The organism is Paludisphaera rhizosphaerae, from assembly GCF_011065895.1.
Classification (GTDB): Bacteria; Planctomycetota; Planctomycetia; order Isosphaerales; family Isosphaeraceae; genus Paludisphaera; species Paludisphaera rhizosphaerae.
Genome location: NZ_JAALCR010000022.1, coordinates 1 through 23,223 on the forward strand (window position 1 = coordinate 1; position 23,223 = coordinate 23,223).

Below are 23,223 nucleotides of genomic sequence, written 5' to 3' on the forward strand. Positions count from 1 at the left end.
CTCGCGGGGGAAGGTGGCCGCGAAGCGGCCGGATGAGGGGGGATCGGCTCCGCGTTCAGGTCGGCCGGACGGATGCGTGTCCGACGTCGGTCGTCCCCCTCATCTGACCGCTGCGCGGTCTGTCTACCCCCGCGAGGGGGGAAGACCGTGCTCCAGAAATCCGACCACGACGGCCTTCCCCCCTCGCGGGGGAAGGTGGCCCGAAGCGGCCGGATGAGGGGGGATCGGCGTGGCGTACGGGCGATCGTCGGATTCACATGCGACGGCGGTCGACCCCCTCGTCTGACGCCTTCGGCGTCTGTCCTCCCCCGCGAGGGGGGGGGAAGACCGTCGGGCGCCTCGCTCGTTTCGAAGTCCGACGACCCTCACCCGGCCCTTCGGGCCACCCACTCCCGGGAGGAGAGGGGACTTCGGCTCGGCCGGCTGCTGGGATGGTGGAACGTCCATCTTGCCTGGTCTCCACGTCAACGAGTTGCGGCCGTCTCGACGAGCAACTTCCGGATCTCCTGCTTGGTCTTGTGGAGGTTGGAGCCGTCGATTTCGAGGAACGCCCAGCGGCCGAACGTGCCCTGGTTGTTGACGGCGGGAATCCACATCGATTTCGTCGTGTTGACCTTGGACTCCTTCTCCTTCTTGCGCTGGCCCGAGACCTCCAGGACGAGGTTGAGCAAGTCGCCGGGCCCGCGGCCGTCATCGAGCTTGACGATGAGGTCGGGGAAGTAGTTGCCGGGCCGGCCCTCGCAGGTGTAGGGGATGCGGAAGCCCATCCCCTGGTTCTTGGCGTAGGCGCGGACCTCGTCCATCTCTTCGAGCTTCTGGCAGACGATCGTCTCCCAATCGCTGTCCTGGGGGACGAGGTTAAGGTGGCACCTGGCCGGGTCGGTGGTCCAGCAGGTCTTCACCGTGTCGAACGAGACCCCCGCCGTGGTGCCGATGGGATCGTCCCGTTGCAATTCCGCCCGCATCCGCTGGGCGCCGCCGGAGGAGTTCCGGATCGCCCCCATGATCTTCTCGCAGACCGCGTGCTTCTTCTCGCCGAGCAGGAGCAGCCCGGGGAAGGTGTCGTCGCCGTAGTCGACGTTCGGCGAGTCCTCCTCGGGATCGCCCAGCCATTCGCGGACTATGCCGAACAACTGCGGGAAGAGCCAGGCCTTCTCCGGGAAGAAGCGCTGCTGAAGGTGGGTGGCCAGCCGGAAGGCGACCGCCTGGGGCCGCATCTCGCGGGCGTCGTCCAGCGTCAACTCGGCCTGCTCGCCCACGATCGGCGCGTTCAGGGTGCTGGTCGGGACGTCCTGGGTGGTCAGGACGATCCGGTGCGTTTCGTCGAACCGCGCTGAGAGGTGCTCGGCGGGGACGTCGAAGCGATAGCCGGTGACGCGAGGGAAGGTGACTTCCAGCCAGGGGGCGTCCAGCAGCCGTTCGGCGACGGCGCGCACGGCCTTGCCGGGCTTCGGCGTGGGCGGGGTCCGCGTCTCGGGGAGGCCGGCGACGGGGAAGCCGGTGAAGGGGACGCCGAAGATGTCGGCGTATTCGGGGGTCATCATGCCGTCGTCCCCCAGCGCGTAGCTGCGGCGGCGGAGCCCGCGGCCCATCACCTGCTCGCAGAGCAGGCGGGTGCCGAACGCTCGGACCCCCAGGATGTGGGTGACGGTGTTGCAGTCCCAGCCCTCGGTGAGCATCGAGACGGAGACGACGCAGCGGATGTTCTCCCCGAGCTTGCCCGGCTTGCCGACCGTGTTCAGGACCTCGCGCATCAGGTCCTCGTCGGTCAGGTTCTCAACGTCTCGGCCGGGGAAGCGTTTGCGGTACTCGGCCTTGAAGTCCTCGATTTGGTGCTTCGCCAGCTTCTTGAAGTCGTCGGACATGCTTTCGCCCGAGTCGAGCTGGCGGCTGTCGACGAGGATGGTGTTGGGTCGGTGCAGCCAGCGGTCGTTTTTTACGTTGCTGAACAGCGCCAGCTCCCCGCCGCCGGCGACGACCGGCTCGCCGTCGGGATGCTTGTGGCCGTTCTCATACCCCGAGATGTAATCGAACACGGCCTTGCTGACGTTGGTGTTGTTGCAGACGACGATGAAGACCGGGGGCGTGCTGCCATTCGCTCGGGCCTCCTCGTCGGCTTCCCAGGCGGCGAAGGTCTCGGCGTAATGGCCGTACAGGCTCTTGAGGGCTCCTTCGAGCAGGCCGGGGATCGAGGGGGGGAGATTCGCGTCCTCCGGCCCTCGGCGGAGGTCCTTCAACCCTTCGCGGACGTGGACCCAGAGGTCGCGGTACTTGGGGTAGTCGCCAGTCATCGCGTTATCGGCCACCGGCACGCGCGGGATCTTGACGATGCCGGATTCGATCGCGTCCATCAGCGAGAAGTCGCTGACGACCCAGGGGAAGAGCGTCCCTTCGGGATAGCCTGAGCCCTTGAGGTAGAAGGGCGTTGCGGAGAGGTCGACGACGGACTTCACGCCGATCTTGCGATGCACGGCCTCCAGGCCGGTGATCCAGAGCCGGGCTTCCTCGGCCCGGTCGCGGGCCTCGCTGGCTTCCTCGCGGGTGAGCTTCTCCTTCTTTTCGACCGGCCGGCCGCGGTAACAGTGGTGGGCCTCGTCGTTGAGGACCATGATCTCCCTGCGCCGGCCCAGGTCCTTGCAGATCCGGTTGACCATCTCGTCGGCAGACTCGGTGAAGGCGCCCGGGGTGTTCACGGTGAGCAACCGTTTCGTCAGGCCGCCGGCGTCCCCCTTCTCGCGGAGCTTGAAGGCGTGGAAGTTGGTGACGACGATCTGCGCCGTGGCGAGGTCGGCGCGAGATTCGGGGGGGACGATATCGAGCTCCCGGTAGTAGCTGTTGGGGTCGGACGGGAGCAGGACGCGGAGCCGATCGCGGATGGTGATGCCGGGGGCGACGACGAGGAAGGCGTCGGTGAAGCGGTTGTCGCGTGGGTATCGGCGTTTGTTGAGGACCTGCCAGGCGATGATCATGGCCATGACCACCGTCTTGCCGCTGCCGGTCGCCATCTTGCAGGCGATGCGGAAAAGGTCGGTGCCGGCTTCCTCGGCCTTGTCCCGGAGGTACTTCTCAATCCACTCGTCGCCGTACTTGGTCTGTTTGGCGACTTCCGTGACGTAGACGAGCGTCTCCAGGGCCTCGATCTGGCAGAAGAAGAGGGCGCGCGAGCGGTCGTCGGCCTCCCAGTGCTCGAAGAGGGCCCGCGTCGCGGGCGTGATGTCGGGCCTCCCCATGCTGCGCCAGGTTCGGAGAAGCCCTCGGATGCGATTGACGTGTCCGCTCTCGGTCTTCTTCTCCTCCAGGGCGTCGAAGAGCGAAGGTGCGGCCTTCTTCTTGGGCGTGGCGATGGGGAGGAAGTAGCTGCTCTCCCTGCGGCCGGGGTCGACGGCGTCGGTGATCTGGTTGTTGGCGTCGAAGCGGAAGTGCTTGGAGGGCTCGGCGTAAGGCGAATTCAGGATCGGATTGTTGAGGGAAGCGACCTTCGACATCGAGCGACTCCGTCTAAACTTCGACCGATCGGATCGGCCCGGACGGAATTCATTGTAACCGACGATTCGAAGGACCACGCAAGCGTGGGCCCGACGTTCGGCCAATCCTTCGCGTCACCCGTTTTGCCGAAGATGTCGGGGGTTTCGTTTGACGCGGTTGCGCAGGGGCCTCTTTCGCCCTTTTCCGGGTCGGAATCCGCACCCCTGCGACAGGGTATTGAATGGAGAGCCGAGGTCTTTTCGCTGGCTCCCTGGGCGAAGTTCGGGGCGAAAGCGACGCAGGTTTCTCGACATCACCGGAGGAGGCATGCCATGGACCTGCGTGAAAGCTTCACCCGACCATCGCCGATCGCGTGGCCATGTAAGAGTGGCCATGGCACCCGAGAACGATTCTCTTCCTGGATACGAGGAGCGGCGTCATCGAGTCGAAAGCGTCTTGAAATTGGTCGAACCAACCCAATTTCGGGGGGCGGTTTGGGTGACCCAATTGATTTCATTTCAAGGACTTATCGTGTCGCATCTGCGTGGGAACCACGCACGGACGAACCCAATCGAAGCCGGCCGGCCGGTTCGATGGGTGAAGGCGGGACGGGAAACGAGAAACGCCCCGGACGCGGCGGGGCGTCGGGGGCGTTTGGTGGTTGGTTGGTCGATCGGGGAGGGCTCAGTTGCGGGCGTCGGCTTCGGCCTTGTTGGCCATGTACCACTTGATGGTCTTGGCGAGGCCGGCTTCGAGGCTGGTGGGAGGACGCCAGTTGAGGACGGATTCCATCTTGGAGACGTCCAGCACCTTGCGCATGACGCCGTCGGGCTTGGTCTTGTCCCAGACGATCTCGCCTTCGAAGCGGGTCAGGCGGGCGACGATCTCGGAGAGCTCCTTGATCGTGGTGCCGACGCCGGTCCCCATGTTGAGGGGCTCGGTGTAGCCGCTGTCCAGCAGCCGGGCGGTCCCTTCGGCGGCGTCGCCCACGTAGATGAACTCGCGGACCGGAGCGCCGGTACCCCAGCAGACGACTTCCTTCTTCTTCTCGATGACGGCGTCGGCGAACTTCTTGATGAGGGCGGCGGCGACGTGGGAACGGTACTCGCCGAAGACGTCGTGCTCGCCGTAGAGGTTGGTGACGATCGGCATCTGGCCGACCATCCCGCAGCCCTTCTGGTAGGCCCGCATGCCGACTTCCATCACCTTCTTGGTGAAGCCGTAGGGCTCGACCGAGGGGTGGAGGGCGCCCGACCAGGAGTCGGACTCTTTCATGTCGCCGTTGACGGCACCGGCGTAGGCGCAGGCGGAGCCGATGGTCATGAACTTCTTCACGCCGACCTTGGAGGCGGCGTCGAGCAGGTTCACGCCCATCACGACGTTGCGCTGGAAGATCTGGATCGGCTCGGCGACGCAGATCCCCAGGCCGCCGTAGTACGCCGCGGAGTGGACGACGGTGGTCGGCTTGACCTGCTCCAGCGTGCGGAGCGTGGAGGCGGCGTCCATCAGGTTGAAGTCGGGCCGGCCGGGAGTGACGACGGTGTGGCCTCGGCCGCGAAGGGCCTCGGCGATGCGGCGGCCGAAGAAGCCGGTTCCACCGGTCAGCAAGATGCGCTCAGACATGGCGATCCTCGCAGGCGTTCCGGCGCGGGGAGCGTCGTCGAAGGTGCGGACGGCGCGTTCGGCACGCGAGGGAACGAGGGGGTGTTGCTCTTGATCCAAATCCATCCCTGTGGGGCCCGATGCGGAACCGAGCCCGTTCTCTGGACGGGGCGGAGTATAATCGAGTCTCCCTCGCGCGCCGAGACGAATCGCTTTCCGATGGAGCCCGCACGCATGGACCGGCAACAAACCAACCTCGATCTCTCGAGGCGGCAGTGGCTCTATCAGGCGTCCGCGGCGTTAGTTCTCGCCTCATCGGGCCTTTCGACCTCGTCCCAGGCCGCCGACCCACCGGCCGCGCCCGGGGAGGACGAGCGGATCGGCAAGATCGTGGAGAAGGCGAAGGATGCGGGGATCGCCCCATTCGGGGTTTCGCGGTCGACGCATTTTCTGGGCGTCGGCAACGCCCCGGACGACTTCCGGGCCGAAGCGCTCGAGGTCTGCGAGGGGATCGGCCGCGTCTTCCTCAAGCAGTTGCGCGATCGCGGGTTCAAGATCGACTATCCAACCGAGCGGATGATGGTCGTGATCCTGAAGGATGCGACCTCCTACGGCGCGTTCGTCGGCGGCGTGCCGATGCTGAACGTCGGCGGCCACTTCGACATGGACTCCGACCGGCTCGTGGTCTTCGACTTCCGGGCCGACGCCGCGCCGGGGGCGGCTCGCACGAACACGTTCGCACTCGTCCACGAGACGACTCACATGCTGAGCTATCACACGGGGCTTCTGACGCTCGCCCGGGATCCCGGCAAGTGCGTGAGCGAGGGGATCGCCGCGTACTTTGAGATGTGGCGGCCGACCGGCAATGCGCCCGTGGGCCGGATCAACCAACCCCGTCTGGAATCGATCCGCCGGGCCTCGCGTCAGGATGCGGTCGAGTGGATCGACACCGCCAAGCTGCTGACCACCGACGCTCTCTTCGACGAGGAGAAGACGGCCGAGCAGGCGTACGGTCAGGCCTGGTTGATGATGTACCACCTGCTGTCGTCGCGGTCGCTCTGGCCGAAGGTCGTCGACTGGTTCGGCGACCTCCGCGCGGGGAGCAGCGACCGGATCGCGACCCTGGAGAAGCACCTCGGGCCGATCGCGAAGCTCGACGACAGCCTGCGACGGCTGGGCCGGGAACTGGTTCGGGGCTGAGGCGATCAGCCCAGGACCGGATTGAGCCCCATGTTGGTGCGCATCTCGGCCCGCTGCTTCTCATAGTGCATGAGGAGCTTGCGGTCCTTGAAGTGCTGCCGCTCCTTGCGACGTTGGGCCTGGACGAAGTAGCGGCGCCAGGCGGCGCTGGTGAGTTCGCCCCGGCCGTCGTTGCGGAGCCGGACGCGGTTGGCGGGCTTCTCGCCGAAGGAGTCGACGATCTCGTCTCCCAGACAGACGAAGAACTGGCAGATGCCGGGGTCGCCCTGACGGGCGGAACGGCCGGCGAGCTGGCGGTCGATCCGGAGCGACTCGTTGCGCTCGGTGCCGATGACGTGGAGCCCGCCCAGATCGGCGACGCCCTCGCCCAGCTTGATGTCGGTGCCGCGGCCGGCCATGTTGGTGGCGACCGTGACCTTCCCCTTCTGACCGGCCTGAGCGACGATCTGGGCCTCGATCTCGTGGTTCTTGGCGTTGAGCACCTGGTGCTCGATGCCCGCCTCGGCCAGCAGGGCGCTGAGGTGCTCGGACTTCTCGATCGACCGCGTGCCGACGAGGACCGGAGCGCCCTTGCGGTTCCACTCGACGATCTGGTCGGCGACGGCCTGGAACTTCTCAAGCTCGTTGGAGAAGACCCGATCCGGCAGCCAGACGCGGGCGTTGCGGCGGTTGGTCGGGATCTGCATCACGCCGACCTTGTAGATCCGGCGAAGTTCGGCGGCGTCCGAGGTGATCGTGCCCGTCATGCCAGCGAGCTTCTTGAACCGCTTGAAGAAGTCCTGGACGGTCACGCGGGCGGCGGTGATCGTCTCCAGGGTGATCTCCAGCTTTTCCTTGGCCTGGATCGCCTGGTGGAGGCCGTCCTGCCACTGGCGGCCGGGCATCATACGGCCGGTGAACTCGTCGACAATGACGACCTCGCCGTCGTGGATGACGTAGTCGCGATCGCGGAGGTAGGCGATCTGAGCCCGCAAGGCGCGCTCGACGTACTCATACAGGCTGTCGACCGTCAGCATGACGAACGACGGATGCGCCGCCCGGGCCTGAACCTTGCGGCGGCCGGCGGCGGTGAGTTCGGCCTTCTTCTCGACCGGATCGTACTTGTAGTCCTTGATCCGGACGAGGGTCAGGGCGAGTTGGTCGGCGCCGTAGTAAGCGGAGGCCTCTTCCTGAGTCGGCTGGTTGTTGGCGCCGATGATGAGCGGGGTTCGGGCCTCGTCGATGAGGATGCTGTCGGCCTCGTCGACCATCGCGAAGTTGTGGCTGCGCTGGACGGGCTGTTCCCCCTCGCCGTGGTTCCCCTGGCCGAGGAACGCCTGCTCGAAGGACTTCCGCGTGGTGTCCCCCAACTGGAGCCGCTTCAACTCGTCCCGGAGGAAGTCGAAGCCCATCTCCTTGCTGGTGCCATAGGTGATGTCGCAGTTGTAGGCCCGGCGGCGCTCGTAGTCGGACATCCCGGTCTGGATGCAGCCGACGGTCAGGCCCAGATGGCGGTAGATCTGGCCCATCCACTCGGCGTCGCGGCGGGCGAGGTAGTCGTTGACGGTGACGACGTAAACGCCCTTGGCCGGCAGGGCGTTGAGCACGGCCGGCATGGTGGCGACCAGCGTCTTGCCTTCACCCGTTTCAAGCTCGGCGATGCAACTGTTGTGGATCGCGATGCCGCCGAGAACCTGGACGTCGAACTGGCGCTGGCCGATCGTCCGCTTGGCGGCCTCTCGGGTCAGGGCGAAGGCCTCGGGGAGAAGCCCGTTCAGCGAATCCCCCTGGCGAGCCCGAAGGCGAAGGGCGAGGGCCTTCTCTCGCAGCTCGGCGTCGGTCATCGGCTCGAACGTCGGCTCCAGAGCGTTGACGCGCTGGACTTGCACGGCGAACGAGGCGAAGCGTCCCGCCGACGTCGGCCCCGCGAGTCGGCCCACCTGGTTGATCCATCCGACGCCGAGTCGGTTTGCCATGGGTGCTTCCTCTGACTGGCCCAAGAGTCCCGATCGACGGTTCCGAAACGCCGCCGCAGGCGCAGAACGGATCCCGCCGTAGAGAATGGGACGTCGAGGAACGACGCCTTCCCGGGAATTCCGAAAGGAGGCCGTCTCTGGGGAATGGAGACGCTGGCTCAGGGGGGGGCGACCCGCGTGTAGATCATCCCGGTTCGGTTGAACGACCAGTAGTCCCCTGGTCGTTCCAACTTGACTTCGCCCTCCTTGGCTTGCTTCGCCAGCATGCCCCATTTCTCATCGGCCGAGGGCTCGCCGGACTTCTCATCGCCGGGTCCGTGGCCCCAGAGAATCAGGGCTCGCGTGGCCGTCTGGACGAACAGTCCGCGGTTGTTCGGGGGATTATCCGGGAGGATGGCGGTGATCCGAAGCGAAGGGTCAGTCTTGGCTTCGGACTCGCGGGAGGGGTCCAGAAGAAACCCGGCGAGCCGGGCGGCCTGAATCACCATCCGGTCGACGTCGGGGTCGGCGGTCTTCCAGATCAGGCCGACGCGGTCAGCGGCCGGGGCGACGAGGCTGCGGCCCGAGACGGCGATCAACCGTCCGATCTTCTCCGTATCGATGTCCTCCATCGGCAGGATGCAGCCCTCGCGGTCGAGGACTTGCTGAACGGCCCCCGCCGCCTGCACCCGGACGACCGGCTTGCGGTACGCCAGGCGGACGACCAGCGAGTGGGGAGGGAACTCAACCGACTCCACCCGCTCGACCCAGGGGAATTGCTTGAACGCTCCGGCCAGGCTTTCGGCGTCGACGTCCAGGACGGGGAGGACTTCCGGCTCCCGGGCGTTCTTGCGGACCCGTTCCAGGAACCCGGCCGCGCCGCCTCGAAAGCACTCGGGCGGCGGTACGGGGAGTTCGATGCGATCGAACGGAAGCTGGTACTGGGGCTGACGATGCAGCCAGGCGACGGCCGACTGGAGGGCGTGCCCGCCGGCATAGAAGAGGACGACCAGCAACGCGACGACGATCCCCGACGCGGCGGCGACCTTGCGGAGGTCCAGTCGGCTGGCGGCACGGGCGAGTTCAAATCGGCGAGGGGGGGGCGGGAAGTCCTCGCCGTCGTCGTCGCCGTCAGGGGCGACGATTCGGGTCCGGTTGCGGTACTCCATGTCCCCGGCTCCTCCCTGATCGCCCGGCGCGCAACGGCCCGGGCGCGATGGAACGCCGGCGGATCCCGCGTCGCGACGCCTCGCTCCGGACGTGTTCACCCTACCAGACCTGGAGCTGGAGTTCCAACTCGTAGCCGAACTGCTGCCAGACCCGCTGCTGGATCTGGTCGATCAGGTGGAGGACGTCTTCCGCCTTCGCGCCGGGGTGGGCGATGACGAAATTGGCGTGGCGGTCCGAAACCTCGGCCCCGCCGTGCCTCGTCCCCTTCAGGCCGGCCTGGTCGATCAGGGCGCCGGCGGAGATGTCCGGCGAGGGGTTCTTGAACATGAGGCCCGACGACTGATGGCCGTAGGGCTGGTTCTCCTTCTTGACGATCCAGATCTTCCGCATTCGACGGACGACGGCCTCGGGTTCCTCCCGGGTCAATTCGAACCGGGCGGAGAGGATGACGGGCTCGTCCAGGTTCGATTCCCGGTCGACGAAGCTGAGGTCGTCGCGCTCGCGCTGCTGGACCTCGAAGGAGGAGTCAAGCACGTCGACGCCGCCGACGAAGGGGCCGATCGCACCCTGGCGGCTGCCGGCGTTGCCGCGAAGGGCGCCGCCGACGGTGCCGGGGATGCCGGTGAGAACTTCCAACCCAGCCAGGCCCGCCCGCGCCGCCTGGGAAATCAGGGCGGTCAGCGGCACCGCGGCACCGGCGGTGATCGTTTCACCTTCGATGGCGACGTCGGAGAAGAAGGGGCTGTCCATGTGGACGACCAGGGCGTCAGTCCCCTGGTCGCGGACGAGGACGTTGGTCCCCCCTCCGAGCATCTTGACGGGGATGTTGGCCTCGGCGGCTCGACGCAAGACGGCGCGAAGGTTCTCGACCGTGTGGGGCTTGGCGAAGTAGGCAGCCGGCCCCCCGATGCGAAACCAAGTCAGCGGCGCCAGCGGGTAGTCCTCGGCGACGAACTCCTGGAATTCCTGAAAGGGATGCTGCAAGCGACGAACCCCAAACTGGCGACCATACGGACCTTGAGCCGGACGGGCGCATGGTAGCCGCAACCCGAAGGACCGTCAAGCGCGCGGAGCGCCTCCGGGGCGAGCCGTCGACGTCGGCGGGGCGTTGGTAGACGGCGAACCGCGGCGAGCCGTCGCGCCGGCCTTCGCACCCTTGGCCGCGTCGGCCTTGGAGATCGCCGTCGTCGGCGGTTCTGCCGGCGTCTTCGCCTTACGATATGCTGCCAGGGACCGACCCGCGTCGAGCCGCCATCCCGAGCCGTCGTCCCCCGTGAGGACCAGGGTGATGTCCACCGAGCCTCCCATCCGAGGGTCGATTGAGACGTCGTGCACGGAGATCCCGGTACGTCCCCCCGCGCTCTCCGGCTTGATCGAGGCGATCACCTCCGCGAGCCCTGGACCCGGGGATTCCGTCTTCCGCGCGACTTCGACCATCGGCGAGGTCGATCCCACGATGTCCGTCCGCCCCTGGAATTCGGGCTGCACCGCTTCCGAAAGTTCCTTCGCCGCGGCGGGGTCGACGGTGAGATCCTTCAACGCGTTGGGATCATTGTGGGCCAGGGCGCGAGCGACGGCCGTCGTCTGGTCGGTGAGCCCGACCGGTCCGCGTCCCCGAATGAACGGCCAGGCGATGACAGCCGCCACGAGCAACCCCAGGGCGATTGCAACCTTCGGCAGCGTGTCGTGGATCTTCTTCATGACGAGGTCGATTTCCTCGTCGACATGATCGAACTCGTGCCCCGGCGTTTCGTGATGGACGGGTTCTTCGTCCTCGTCGTGGGGCGGTGGTCCAGGCAAAACCCTCTCATCCATCGTCAGATGGAAGGTCTTGAGGCACTTTTTGCAGATGAGGCGCTGGTTGATTTTCTCTTTCGGGATTCGACCTTCCGCGCCGCAGGAGGGGCAGTGCATGGCAATCACGGCGAGATTCCTCCTATCCTGGATTCGCGGGCGTTTCTCCTCAGTTGCTTCGGGGAATTCGCGCACGATCCCCCTGATATACATACGGGCGATCGGTCGGACTGTGTCGACCTCGGATGAATAAATCTGCGGATTTGCGTTTTAAAGATATCGGCCTTCGTCCCCTGTTCGGAAACCTTGGATCGAACATGAAGAGTATCGGACTCGCCGCATGCAACTCCGCCGCGCTCTGGACCTTGGCTCTCGCGGCGGCGGTTCTCTCAGGCTTGCTGATCGGCGTCGAGCCGGTCGGCGGCGACCCCGATCGGATGTACCGACCGATCAAGGCTGAGCTGGCGAAAAATCTTGCCGAGGGCCGCATCCCGTACTGGTCGGACAACGTCGGCCTGGGCTTCCCGCTGGTCGCCGAGAGCCATGCGGCAGCGTTCTATCCACCCAATCAGATCTTCTATCGCGTGCTCTCCGTCCCGGTCGCCTATCGCCTTTCCATGTTCCTGCATTATTTGATGATGGCGGGGGCGACGTTCGCCTATGGTCGTCGACTGGGGCTGACTCCTTATGGAGCGGGTCTGGCCGCGATCAGCTTCACCTTCTGCGGGTTCCAGTCGATCCACTCCAGCCACGAGTGGTCCTACCACGCACTCGCCTATCTACCGCTCGTGTTGCTGCTGGCTGACCTGGTTATGGCGGAGGGCCGGTGGATCTGGGTCGCCGGATTGGCGGCGGCTTATGGGATGCAGTTGACGGTGGGGCACTTCCAGGTGCAGTCCTGGACGGGAGGACTCGCAGCGGCGACGGCGCTCTGGCGGTGGCTTGGCTCGCCTCGCCAGATTGGGCGAGTGGGCATGGTGTTCCTCGGTCTGGTCTGGGGAGCGGCGATCGCCGCCGTTCAGCTTTCGCCAAGCTGGGAGCTGACGCGGTTCGTCGGGTTTGACGAGAGGCCGTTCCGCGAGCTGGCGTTCTTCGGCTTCCCGTTCGCTCATTGGGCCGAACTGATCGCGCCCTGTTGGCTGCGCGGGATCCCGGGAGGGCCGGAGGCTGGTTACTGGTACTCGCTGGGGACGACGGGCTATGAAGCCTGTCTCTATGTCGGGACCATCCCGCTGATCTTCGCGGTCGTGGGGCTCTTCGCGAAGGGCGATTCGGCAACGCGGTTCTGGACGCTCGTCGTCGCGATCACCTTCGCCCTGGCGATCATGCCGACGACCTGGCTGACCGGATATCAGTGGGTCGCTTCGATCCCCGGGATGGGACTGTTTCGTGCCCCCGGGCGATTCCTGGCGCTGACGAGCCTGGGGCTGGCCCTTCTCGCCGGCAAGGGGCTCGATTCGGCGAGTCGCCGCGGCCGGGCCTGGATCGGTCTGGGAGTCGCGGTTGGGCTTGCAGCGGTCGGAGCCTGGTGGATCGTCTCGTGGTCGATGCGGCCCGACCATGTCCGCGAGCTAGGCGGCGATCGACTCCTGATCCGGCTGGCGACGGCCGGCGGGGTCTGGCTCGTCGCGGCGATCCTGGCGGCGGTCTGGATCCGGGGAAGACTCGCGCCGCAGATTTTGCTGATCGCGACGGCGCTGGAACTGGGCGTCCTCTACTACACGTCGACGACCGACTGGGGATGGGCGGTGCCCGTGCCCGAATCAAGCCCCATCATGACACGCCTGGCCCAGGAGGAGGGCGTCGGCAAGGTGGCCGGGTTGCTGACCGACATGCCGATGCGGATCGGACTGGCTCCCCTCTACCCATACACGGGCTTCGCCGCGCCCGCGCCGCACCCGAGGCTGGAGGCTTTCGCCCAGCGCAAACCGCCGATCGGCAGCCGGCTCGACGAGCTTCGTTTCTTCGGCGCGACGCACGGCGTCTGGGACGGGCCGATCGACCCGTTCAACCTCGTCCCGAACACCTTCGAGACTATCCTGGAATCGCCCGACGAGGCGCTCGACCGCCTCGTTCACAAGGACCCAGGAATGCCTGCGCATGCGCTGTGGCGGCTGGTTCGGTTCAAGAATCCGATCCCCCCGGCGCGAGCTGCGCGGAAGGCTCGCTACGGCTGGAGCGAGGGGATGGGCTTCGCGAATGATCCTTCGGTCGTCACTTACGCCCGAGAGGATCAGTCGCCCCCCGGTCGTGAGCCGACCGCCAACGTGGCCGAGGTGGATTCATGGGACGGCCGAACCGCGAGCGTACGCCACGACGGTCCCTTCGACCTCGTCGTCAACCGGATGTTCTACCCCGGCTGGTTCTACTCGATCGACGGCGGTCCAGCCGAGCCCGTCGCGCGGGCAGTCTTCGGCATTCAGGCCGCACACGTTCCCGGCGCTGGGACGCATCAGGTGACGTTCAGCTATCAACCGACGCGCGTGTTCCCGGCTGTGGTCGTCAGTGGGACTTCCGTCGTGCTCGCGCTCGTCGTGCTCGGCCTGGGCGCCTTGCGGCGATCATCGCCGCCCGAAAACGACTCCCAGGGCCAGCAGGACGACGCCCAGAAGCATGGCCTGGGTGGCCGGGGCGAAGGTTCCGGCGAGGCTCTGGCTGGTTAGGCCGATCACCGGGGCGAAGAGCACGGCTGCCGCGGCGAGGTACGCGGCGAGCCCCACGCCTCGCGAGCGATACACGGCCGAGAGCAGCAGCAAAAGTCCGGCGACTCCCAGGTTGGCGGCGAAGATCGAACGGAACGGACCTGGGACCCAGTCGTCGCCGAGCGGCTTCGCAACCTGCGAGGCGTCGACGTTGGGGACGTCCACGTGGGTCTCGGCCAGGGCGTTCGGGTCGGCGTTCTCGGCCGACTTCTTGACGGCCTGCCCGATCTGGCTCGCCGCCTGCCCGACCTGTTCCAGGGTCACGACCTTATGCGTGTGCATCCAGTAGGCGAACGCCGCCAGCAGGACCGCGCCCAGCACCAGGCGTGGGAGGCGACCGAAGATGCGGTCGCTGAGTGAATCCAGCCGTTGCGCCAGCGGACCGGGGCCATCCTCGCGTCCGGCGAGGACCCGCTCGGGCTCCTCGATCGCGTCGCGGAGGTGCTGGGAGATCGTCGGTCCGGTCGCACCTGGAGCCAGGCTGCCGGCGCGGAGCGCGACCTGCTCGTCGCGCCACTCGGCGGCTGCGGCGATCAGGGCTCGCGAGACTCGCCACGAGTGCCGGCGGGCCGTCATGAGGTTCACGCCCTCGGCCTCGAACCTGGCCTCCTCGACGTCCTGGAAGAGTCGCCGGAGCCGGGCGTCGCGACGCATCTCGACGACGGCCGTCAGCAGCCGTTCGAGCCTCCCCGACCACCATCGCCGGCCCTCGCCGCTGGGGGCGGTCGGATCGTGCAGAGCGCGGAGGCGTTCGGCGGACAGGGCTCGCTCGCCGAAGACGCCCGCGAAGAGGGGCTCCCAGCCTCGACCTGCCGTTGCGATCAGAGCGTCGCGCAGACGCTGTTCGTCGGCGCCGGCGTCGCGGAGTCGCTTCAGAGGCTCTTTCACTCGGGCGACCGCCTCGTCTCGGTCGGCCAGGTAGGGCTTCTCGACGAAATGGCGGAAGCCCGCGATGAGCGCCCCAACGCAGATCCCCAGGAAGATCAAGGAGCCAAGGAACCCCCCGTAGATCGTCATCCCCAGCAGCAGAACGGCGACGACTCCCGAGGCGATCCACGATCGAAGCCCGTTCCCCAGGAAGACGTGGCGAAGGGTGTCGACGAGGCCCGAGGGCCGTAGCGATCTCAGGGCGAACGCCAGCGCTCCGGTGGTGAGCAGGCCGAAGCCGCCGACGACGATCAGGGGACGGAACGCTCGCATCGCGAGCAGGAGCAGCAGGAACGCCAGCCAGGCGCCGCCGGCGGCCATCAGAATCCGGCTTCGCAGTTTCGCCGAGGGAGAGTCGATCGTCTGCGCGGCGGCTTCGCGAACGGCCTGGCGATACTCTTCCTCGACGGCCGCCGTCTTCCCCTGGGGAAGCCCCAAGGCATTCTCCAGCACGTCGACGACGACGTTCATGCTCGGGTAGCGTTCCTCGGGCGTCTTGCGGACCATAGTCAGGATGACGTCGGAGATCCTGGGAGGAATTCCGGGGGCGAACTCCTGCGGCGGGATGACCTCGTCCGCCTGGTGGCTGGCGATCAACTCCGTCGCCGAAGGCCGGACGAACGGCGGCCGGCCAGCCACAAGCTGGTAGAACGTGCAGCCCAGCGAGTAGACGTCCGCGCGGCCGTCGATGATGAGGGCGTGGCGAGCCTGCTCCGGAGCCATGTAAACGGGCGACCCGGCCGTGACCCGCGCGACGCTCCGCGTGGTCGGAGCGTCCTCGGCGACGGTCCTTCCCTTGCCGCGTGGGCCCTTCGAGCCGGCGGCGTCGCGGGCGCTCTCGGCCGCGGCGAGCGACGGCGTCGTCTCCAGCCCAAGGTCGTCCACAACGACTAGGCCGTCGGGGGTGACTCGGAGGTTCTCGGGCTTGATGTCGCGGTGCCAGATCCCCTGTTCGTGGGCGACGGAAAGCCCTCGCGCCGCCTGGAGGATCCACGCGGCGGCCAGACGAGGCTCGATCTTGCCGCGCCGGGCCAACTCCTCGGCGAGCGAGGCGCCGGGGACGTACTCCATTGCGGTGAACGTCGAGGAGCCGTCGCGGCCGATGTCGACGATCGGGATCAGGTGGGGGCTCGAAAGCTGGGCCGTCGCCAGGGCCTCGCGCAGGAAGCGTTCGACGAAGATCGCGTCGCGGCCTCGATCGGCGGCGATCACCTTCAGCACGACCCTCCCCGCGAGCGACAGCGGCCGGGCGAGCAACGATTTGCCTCTCGGCCCGTGCCCCAGGAGCTTCAGCACCAGGCAATTGGCGAGAAACCGCGGCGTCCCGCGCGGCAGACGGCTGTAGCCGGGTTCGAGCGTGGCGGCGTCCAGGTTGGTCGGGATCGCCTCCAGCGAGGGCTCAGAGGCTTCCGCGGGCGGCGGCGACGCCTTGAGCATCTCGACGCTCGGAGCGTTCCCTTCCGCCTCCGGGATCGTCAGCGCGAACGCCTGGTGACAGCTTGGGCACTTCGGCGTGAACCGGCCGGGGAGGACGTCCACGATCCGGATAGGATGCCGGCACGACGGGCAGTGGATCACCAACGCTCAAACCCTCCGACGCTCGCCCTGAGTCGCGTCACGAACCCCAGGGGTCTTCGATGCTCTTGTGCTGGCGCGAGGATGCGAGCGCCGCTTCCAGGATACGCACGACGTCGCGAGCCTGTTCGGCTGTCACCGCCAGAGGCTCGCCTTCGAGCAGGTGCGCCGCCACATTGGAATAATAGCCGTCCCAGTGCGATCGAACCGAGGGGAGTCGGCGACGGACCGTCTCGGGATCTCGGGTGGCTGGGTCGGCGTCGGCCGCCGTGCTCAGGAGCCCTTGCTGACTCTCGGTTTCGTCCGCGCGGTCGATGTCGCCGGCGCGGAGGGCGTCCTCCTGCGGGTCGACGCCGTATTTGACGTAGCCGCCCGTTGTCCCGACGACCCACCACCTGGGGCGGTCGATCCGGCAGATCCGGCTGGTCTCGGCCTGGAAGACGGCGTGGTCGAACTCCAGGATCATCCGGCCGTGGCCGCCGATGTCCACGCCTTCCCACGGGCTCTCGAAGAGCCAGGACGTCACCCGCCGGCAGGGGCCCAGGCCCAGTTGCAGGGCGTGGTCCACCATGTGCGCCCCCCAGTCGTGGAGGATCGTCCCCGACGCCCCCACTTCGCCGCGCCAGCCTTGCGGCGCCTTGAACCGGCAGACGGCGCTCTCGATCAGCAGCGGCCGGCCGATCGTCCCGTCTTCGAAGAGCTTGCGGATGGTCGAAAAATCCCAGTCCCACCGCCGGTTGTGGAAGACCGAGAGCATCCGGCCTGAACGGTCGCGGGCCTCGATCATCCGGTCGGCCTCGGCTGTCGTCAGCGCCATGACCTTGTCGACGACGCAGTGTCGACCGGCTTCCAGCGTCTGGATCGTCTGCTCGGCGTGGACGTCGTGCGGAGTCGCCAGGACGACCAACTCGACGGCCGGATCCGCCAGGGCGTCATCGAGGCTTTCGAACGTTCGCACGCCATGCTCGGCCTCGGCGCGGGCGCGGACCTCGGGCTTACGCGCGACGACGCCGTAGAGCCTCAGCGCCGGCTGTCGTCGAATCAAAGGGGAGTGCAACTCCCGCCCCGCCATGCCGTAGCCCACCACCACCGTATTCATGAAAAGCGATCCCACGAGCGCAGTCGGACCCCGAGACGTGCCTCGTCCCTCACGCCGACATTACTAGTATTTCCGACCCGGCGCGACGACGCGAGACCACTCTCCGACAACTGGTTAGATCAACTAAGGAATTAAACCTACATTTGCCTGACCCCTGACGCTGCAACAGGTTCCGTCTATTCAATCGGAGAAATTCGATTTGACCTCGGGGCTGAGGGGAACGATAATGGAATGATCACGTGGAGGATGATGCAGGTCGGCCGAAGGCGCCCGAACCCTCCCATCGGGCTGCGCCTGTCCCCCTGCTGGAATCCCCGACGTGGATTTCAGATTAGTACAAGCGAATGGTTCAAGAGACCGGAAAGGGAGACGCGATGGTCGCTTTGCATCGAGACGAGCCCCGGATCAATGGGCCTCTGCCCGGCCCCAAGAGCGAGGCCTGGCTTGAGCGCGACGACCGCGTGATGTCCCCGTCGTACACGCGCACTTACCCGCTGGTCGTGCGCCGGGCGAAGGGGGCGATGATCGAGGACATGGACGGCAATCGGTTCCTCGACTTCACCGCGGGGATCGCGGTGACGAACGTCGGCCACTCGCACCCGAAGGTGGTGCAGGCGATCGTCCGCCAGAGCAAGCGGCTGATCCACATGTCGGGGACCGACTTCTATTACGCTCCGCAGATCAAGCTGGCGGAGAAGCTGGCGGCGATCGCGCCGGGGACGACCCCGAAGCGCGTCTTTTACACCAACAGTGGGGCCGAGTCGATCGAGGCGGCCCTGAAGCTCTCGCGCAAGCATACGAGGCGGCCGCGCGTCGTGGCGTTCCTGCGGGCTTTCCACGGGCGGACCTACGGCGCGATGTCGCTGTCGGCGTCGAAGCCGCTCCACCGCCAGGGATTCGCCCCGCTGGTGGCCGACATCCACCACGCCGTCTACAACGACCTGGAGAGCGTCGAGCGTCTGTTCAAGACGGTCTGCTCGCCCGAGGAGACGGCGGCGATCTTCGTCGAGCCGATCCAGGGTGAGGGGGGCTACATCGTCCCTGACGCCAACTTCCTGCCGGGCCTGCGGAAAATCTGCGACCAGCACGGCATTTTGCTGGTGGTCGACGAGATCCAGGCTGGTTTCGGCCGCACCGGAAAGATGTTCGCCTGCGAGCACTGGGGCGTCGAGCCGGACATCCTTTGCCTGGCGAAGGGGATTGCCAACGGTCTGCCGCTGGGCGCAATCGTCGCCAAGGCGGACGTGATGGACTGGCCGCCGGGAAGCCATGCCTCCACCTTCGGCGGCAACCCTGTCGCCTGCGCGGCCGCGCTGGAGTCGATCAAGCTGCTTCAGGGGAAATACATTCGCAACGCCGTGACGCGTGGGGCGCAGTTGACCGAGGGGCTCAAGAGGCTGGCCGCGGCGAATCCGGGCCTCGTCCGCGAGGTTCGCGGCAAGGGGCTGATGATCGGCATGGAGGTTCAGAGCGAGGATGGCAAGCCCGCGCCGGGGCTTCGGGACCAGATCATCGACTCGGCATTCTACCGAGGACTGCTGCTGCTCCCCTGCGGCCCCAGCACCGTGCGGTTCTGCCCCCCCTTGTGCCTGACCTCGCGCCAGGTTGAAATCGGCCTGGACCTGTTGGCCGCCGCCGTGGCGGACGTGCAAACGGCCGACAAGGCGGGCGTCTAACGCCCTCTCCCCGAGCAGGAGCATCGTGATGGCGACCGCGACCGAGCACGAGAAGACCGCCTCGTTCCAGTGGCGGCGCTGGCCTGAAACCGAGGCCCTGATCGACGAGTTGACGCAACAGGCCCTGTCCCGGAATGCGTTCGCCCAGGCCCTGGCCGAACGACTGATGCCCGAGACGGGGACCATCTTCCAGAACTGGCTCGACCATTTCGTCGTCGCGGGCCCGCCTTCGTTCGCCAACCGGCTGACGACGTTGGGCTACGAGCGCACCGCCGACACCCACGGCGTCGGCGTCCCGGTCTATGCACATCCGGGGGGCGTCTTCCCCCGGATCGCCGTTGGGCCGAGGCCCGGAGGCGGCGAGGCCGTGGTTAAGGACGTCGGGATCAAGGTCGAGTCCGTCGCCGCCTTCTCCGGGGCCCACGACCTGGGCCTGAAGATCCAGGGCTACCCCATGGGCCCCTTGCGCACGGCTCGCGTGCCGGGAGAGGGGACCGACCTCGTGGTCGTGGAGCGTCGGGCTTATCTCGGCTTCGAGAACTTCCCTAGCGACGCCGCCCGCGAGGGCCGGATGAAGCCCCACGCGGCGCGAGAGGCGCTGGCCGCTCGTGACCTCTGGGTCGCGCGTCGCCGCCGGTTCGAAGACGACGCCGAGGGCTTCGCTGTCACCGAAGCATTGGTCGACAAAGTCATCGAAACGGCCGGGTCACGCGACCTGGCCTGCCATCTCATCTTCGAGGTCGAACGGGATTACTGGCAGTCGCGCAATCGTGCGGCGCAGGTTCAGAAGGCCCGTCAGGACAAGCTGGGGCTGGGGTGGGCGAACCACGACCACCACACCTTCCGAAGCTCGCGGCGGTTCTTCCCCAACCTGATCCGGATCTTCACGAAGCTCGGCTTCTTCCTCCGCGAGAGTTTCCACGCCGGTGAACACGCGGGCTGGGGCGCGCAGGTGCTGGAGCATCCCACGACCGGCATCGTCATCTTCGCGGATCTCGACTTGGCCCCCGAGGAGGCCACCCAGGACTTCTCCCACATGTCGCTCCCCGACCTGGCCAGGCCGGGGACGGTCGGCCTGTGGGTCGCGCTTCATGGCGAGTCGATCCTCGACTCCGGCATGCACCATCTGGAGGCTCAGTTCGAGTTCGACGCCCTCCGCGACGGCCTCAAGGCCCAGGCGGGCATCGAGACGATGAAGCCGTTCTCCGACTTCCCCTTCCTCCGTCAGGCCTTCACCGCCGGCGAGCGCTGGGCCGTCTCAGCCCGCCGGGCGGGCCGGGCCCTGGCCGAGGGCTGGATCACCCATGAGCAGCACGACAAGTTCCTCCGCGAGGGGACCATCGGCAGCCATCTGGAGAACCTCCAGCGCCGCGAGGGCTACAAGGGCTTCAACCAGCAGGCCGTCAGCGCGATCATCGCGGCGACGGATCCCCGGCTCCACTGAGTGAGCCGTCGCAGGTCGTTACCGGCCCATGCTTTGAATGAGAGGCTGACGGAAGCCACAGATAGATACAGATGAACGCGGATAAAACTCATGGGGAGAAGCAGGAGAGGCGAACACTCAATGGCGTCCTTCTCCTCATCGGTCTCCATCCGTGTTCATCTGTGGCCGCTCTCCTCATGGAGGGTAGGAGCGTTCCCCAGGATAACGGTCGACTGACGGTGGCTTAAGGACTGGCCGACCGTCAGGGCGTGACGACAGCCAGACCCGGCTTGCCCTGCGGGGCCCGGTCTTTCTCGGCCGAGAGGAGTTCGATCTCCGCCTTCAGGGCCTGGGCGCGGGCCTGGGCGGCGGCGACGGCCTGGGTCTTGTCGGCGACCGCCTTGTCGGCGGCGTTTTTGGCGGCGGTCGCGGCGTCGACCTTGGTCTTGAGGGCGGCGACGTTCGCGACGGCGGACTGGGCGGCGGTGCGGGCTTCGGCCAGCACCTTGTCGGCCTCGGCCTTCTCCGCTTCGAACCGCTTGACGATGTCGGTCGCGGCGGTCAGGCCGAGGGTCGCAGCCTTCGTTCGGACCACGGTTGCCGGCAGCCCCTGGGGCGCGGCGGCCTTGGCGGCGGCGGCCTGCTTGACGCTCGCGGTGGCCGTCGAGCGGGTCGAGCCGGCGGCGGCGAGGGCCTGGATCAACTCGTTCGACCGCTGGGCGCAACGGGCCAACTCCTCGGCGGCCTTGGCGGCGGCGTCGGGATCGGCGGCGTTCTTGACGGCCTCGACGGCTGCGGCGAGGGCGGCGTCGTTGCCGGCCTTGTCGGCGAGCGCCTTGTCGAGGGCTGCCTTGGTCGCCTCCAGCGCGGCGATCGCGGCCTTCTCGGCGGCGTCGGCGTCGGCCACAACCTTCTCGGCGGCGGCCTGGGCGGCGCGGGCTTGTTCGGCGATCTGGCCGGCGGCCTGCGCGGTCTGAGAGGCGTCGGCGACGGCGTCAGTCTTCAGCTTGACGGCGCCTTCGCGCTCGGCGACCACCGCAGCCTGCTTGGCTGAGGCTTGTTCGCCTGCGGCGAGTTCGGCCTGGGCCGTTTTCAGAGCCTCCGTTGGAGGACCGACGGCGGCCTGGAGTGCGGGGACTTCCTTGGTCAACGCCTCGGCCTCGGCGGATGCGGCGACTTGCGCGGCGCGGGCCTGGTCGATGCGGACGACGACCGGCGCTGGGTTGGGGGCGAGCGTGGCGAGCCGCGAGCCGCTCTTGGCGTCCCACATTCGGATTTCGCCCGACCACTGCGAGCCGGCGACGACTCCCGCGTCATGCGTCAGGGCCACGGCGAGCGCCAGGTCGCTGAAGGGCTCGAATTCCTTCTGCTTGCCGCCGTTGGCGTCCCAGAGTCGGACGATGTGGTCGCGACCGGCGGAAACGAGTCGGCCGTCCTTGGCGAACTGGACGGCGGCGACGCCCCCCTTGTTCGCCGAGATGTTCTTGATCGCCTTGCCTTCGTTCATCTCCCAGAGCCGGACGGTGCCGTCCTCGCTGGACGAGGCCAGGACGTTCGAGTCGAGCCGCCAGGAGACGCCCGTAATGGCCAGGGTGTGCCCGCGAAGCTCCTGGTATTCCCGCCCGGTCGCGGCTTCCCAGACCAGGAGGCCGTTGTTGCGGTCGCCGCTGGCGAGCAGAACGCCGTCGGGGCTGAACTCCAGGGCGGTGACCCAGTCGGTGTGCTTTTTGATCTCGTAGAGCGACGATCCGTCGGCCGTGCTGTAGACGCGGACGATCCGTCCCGGGCCGCCCAGGGCGACCATCGACTGGTCCGGGCTGACGTCGGCGGCGAGGACCGCGTCGTATTCCTTGCCGACCTCGAACACCCGCTCGCCCGTCTTGACGTTGAAGCCGACCGCGATGCCCGACTGGCCTCCGCGCCCGCCGCCGACCAGCAGCACGTCGCCGTTGCGGCTGAACTTGAGGACGTGGATCGTCCCTTCGGGGAAGGGGAGAACGCCCATCAGGTGAGCGTCGGTCGTGCGGTAGAGCAGAACCTGTTTGTGCCCGCCGACGGCCAGCAGCGGGGACCAGGGGCTGGCGGCCAGCGCGACGACCGCGCCGGGGTGGGCGTCGGGCGTGAAGGGCTCGACGACCAGGTTCTGCGGCATGGCCGGCTCGCCGGCCGGCTTGCCCATGGCGGCGGGGTCGAGCTTCATCTCGTTCTTCGGCTTGGCCTTGGCGGCGACCTTGCTTCCGGACGACTCCAACGCACCGCCTTCGATCCACTTCCGGATCATCTCGATCTCAGCGTCGGGGATCTTGCCGGCGTTGGGGGGCATCTTGGGTTCTTCGGTCTGGAGCACGACCTGGAGGAGCGTGCTGCCGTCGGCGTCGCCGGCCTGGATCACCTGGCCTGACCCGCCTCCTTGCATCGCGCCGCCGAAGGTCTCCAGATTGAGGCCCCCCTTGGCCTTGTCCGGGTTGTGACACGACCCGCAGCGGTTGCGGAAGATCTGCGAGACGTGGTCGGTGAAATTGACCTTCGCTCCCTCCTCGGCGCGGACGACGGCGGGGACGAGGGCGAGGATCAGGGAGGCCGAAAGCAGGGTCGTCGCGTTTCGGTGTCGCATGGCGGCGGACCTCTCGGGGCGGCGGGCTTCAGTCGGGGCGGC

General features: G+C 67.3%; 14 protein-coding genes. 5 read left to right on the top strand and 9 right to left on the bottom strand.

Features of this window, described 5'->3' with window-relative positions:
• Positions 1-464: 464 nt before the first annotated feature.
• Both G5C50_RS23920 and G5C50_RS23925 read right to left on the bottom strand, forming a co-directional pair.
• The gene (locus G5C50_RS23920) at positions 465-3,485 is read right to left on the bottom strand and encodes a BPTD_3080 family restriction endonuclease (RefSeq protein WP_165073492.1); all 3,021 of its coding nucleotides are present in this window, start codon (positions 3,483-3,485) and stop codon (positions 465-467) included.
• A 664-nt stretch (positions 3,486-4,149) separates the two neighbouring features.
• Positions 4,150-5,088, bottom strand: a complete 939-nt coding sequence (locus G5C50_RS23925) for an NAD-dependent epimerase/dehydratase family protein (RefSeq protein ID WP_165073493.1) — start codon at positions 5,086-5,088, stop codon at positions 4,150-4,152.
• Positions 5,089-5,301: 213 nt separating this feature from the next.
• Between G5C50_RS23925 and G5C50_RS23930 the strand changes: the two genes are divergently transcribed.
• On the top strand, positions 5,302-6,267 hold the full coding sequence (locus G5C50_RS23930) for a DUF1570 domain-containing protein (protein WP_165073494.1): 966 nt from the start codon (positions 5,302-5,304) through the stop codon (positions 6,265-6,267).
• A gap of 5 nt (positions 6,268-6,272) precedes the next feature.
• Here the strand turns inward: G5C50_RS23930 and G5C50_RS23935 are convergent, their stop codons facing one another.
• The 4 genes from G5C50_RS23935 to G5C50_RS23950 all read right to left on the bottom strand — a co-directional run bounded on the left by G5C50_RS23935 (position 6,273) and on the right by G5C50_RS23950 (position 11,072).
• Positions 6,273-8,222, bottom strand: a complete 1,950-nt coding sequence (locus G5C50_RS23935) for a preprotein translocase subunit SecA (protein WP_165073495.1) — start codon at positions 8,220-8,222, stop codon at positions 6,273-6,275.
• A gap of 158 nt (positions 8,223-8,380) precedes the next feature.
• Positions 8,381-9,370, bottom strand: coding sequence for a cell division protein FtsQ/DivIB (locus tag G5C50_RS23940; protein WP_165073496.1), 990 nt, complete (start codon positions 9,368-9,370; stop codon positions 8,381-8,383).
• Between the two features lie 100 nt (positions 9,371-9,470).
• The gene (gene murB / locus G5C50_RS23945) at positions 9,471-10,355 is read right to left on the bottom strand and encodes a UDP-N-acetylmuramate dehydrogenase (protein ID WP_165073497.1); all 885 of its coding nucleotides are present in this window, start codon (positions 10,353-10,355) and stop codon (positions 9,471-9,473) included.
• Between the two features lie 75 nt (positions 10,356-10,430).
• Positions 10,431-11,072 (bottom strand): hypothetical protein, encoded by a 642-nt coding sequence (locus G5C50_RS23950; RefSeq protein ID WP_165073498.1) that lies wholly within the window; start codon positions 11,070-11,072, stop codon positions 10,431-10,433.
• Between G5C50_RS23950 and G5C50_RS23955 the strand changes: the two genes are divergently transcribed.
• Both G5C50_RS23955 and G5C50_RS23960 read left to right on the top strand, forming a co-directional pair.
• Positions 11,058-11,414 (top strand): hypothetical protein, encoded by a 357-nt coding sequence (locus G5C50_RS23955; protein ID WP_165073499.1) that lies wholly within the window; start codon positions 11,058-11,060, stop codon positions 11,412-11,414. The genes G5C50_RS23950 and G5C50_RS23955 overlap by 15 nt on opposite strands.
• Positions 11,415-11,482: 68 nt before the next feature.
• Complete coding sequence (locus tag G5C50_RS23960) at positions 11,483-13,828, top strand: hypothetical protein (RefSeq protein WP_165073500.1); 2,346 nt, start codon at positions 11,483-11,485, stop codon at positions 13,826-13,828.
• Here G5C50_RS23960 and G5C50_RS23965 read toward each other — a convergent pair.
• Entirely contained in the window at positions 13,727-16,372 is a 2,646-nt protein-coding gene (locus G5C50_RS23965) for a serine/threonine-protein kinase (protein WP_240907345.1), read from the bottom strand. The two genes, G5C50_RS23960 and G5C50_RS23965, sit on opposite strands and share 102 nt — an antisense overlap.
• Positions 16,373-16,409: 37 nt before the next feature.
• A complete protein-coding gene (locus tag G5C50_RS23970) occupies positions 16,410-17,468 on the bottom strand; it encodes a Gfo/Idh/MocA family protein (protein ID WP_165073502.1) in 1,059 nt (352 codons plus the stop codon).
• 374 nt (positions 17,469-17,842) lie between these two features.
• Here G5C50_RS23970 and G5C50_RS23975 point away from each other — a divergent pair, with 374 nt between their 5' ends.
• Together G5C50_RS23975 and G5C50_RS23980 are read left to right on the top strand one after the other, a co-directional pair.
• Entirely contained in the window at positions 17,843-19,144 is a 1,302-nt protein-coding gene (locus G5C50_RS23975) for an acetyl ornithine aminotransferase family protein (protein WP_165073503.1), read from the top strand.
• Between the two features lie 28 nt (positions 19,145-19,172).
• Complete coding sequence (locus tag G5C50_RS23980; protein ID WP_165073504.1) at positions 19,173-20,588, top strand: hypothetical protein; 1,416 nt, start codon at positions 19,173-19,175, stop codon at positions 20,586-20,588.
• 241 nt (positions 20,589-20,829) lie between these two features.
• Here G5C50_RS23980 and G5C50_RS23985 read toward each other — a convergent pair whose 3' ends face one another.
• Complete coding sequence (locus G5C50_RS23985; RefSeq protein ID WP_165073505.1) at positions 20,830-23,181, bottom strand: c-type cytochrome domain-containing protein; 2,352 nt, start codon at positions 23,179-23,181, stop codon at positions 20,830-20,832.
• Positions 23,182-23,223: the final 42 nt, after the last annotated feature.

Coding starts and splice junctions, on each gene's coding strand:
- G5C50_RS23935 (WP_165073495.1), bottom strand. CDS start 8,222: ATGGCAAACCGACTCGGCGTCGGATGGATCAACCAGGTGGGCCGACTC.
- G5C50_RS23985 (WP_165073505.1), bottom strand. CDS start 23,181: ATGCGACACCGAAACGCGACGACCCTGCTTTCGGCCTCCCTGATCCTC.
- G5C50_RS23925 (WP_165073493.1), bottom strand. CDS start 5,088: ATGTCTGAGCGCATCTTGCTGACCGGTGGAACCGGCTTCTTCGGCCGC.
- G5C50_RS23975 (WP_165073503.1), top strand. CDS start 17,843: ATGGTCGCTTTGCATCGAGACGAGCCCCGGATCAATGGGCCTCTGCCC.
- G5C50_RS23920 (WP_165073492.1), bottom strand. CDS start 3,485: ATGTCGAAGGTCGCTTCCCTCAACAATCCGATCCTGAATTCGCCTTAC.
- G5C50_RS23960 (WP_165073500.1), top strand. CDS start 11,483: ATGAAGAGTATCGGACTCGCCGCATGCAACTCCGCCGCGCTCTGGACC.
- G5C50_RS23930 (WP_165073494.1), top strand. CDS start 5,302: ATGGACCGGCAACAAACCAACCTCGATCTCTCGAGGCGGCAGTGGCTC.
- G5C50_RS23970 (WP_165073502.1), bottom strand. CDS start 17,468: ATGAATACGGTGGTGGTGGGCTACGGCATGGCGGGGCGGGAGTTGCAC.
- G5C50_RS23980 (WP_165073504.1), top strand. CDS start 19,173: ATGGCGACCGCGACCGAGCACGAGAAGACCGCCTCGTTCCAGTGGCGG.
- G5C50_RS23940 (WP_165073496.1), bottom strand. CDS start 9,370: ATGGAGTACCGCAACCGGACCCGAATCGTCGCCCCTGACGGCGACGAC.
- G5C50_RS23950 (WP_165073498.1), bottom strand. CDS start 11,072: ATGAAGAAGATCCACGACACGCTGCCGAAGGTTGCAATCGCCCTGGGG.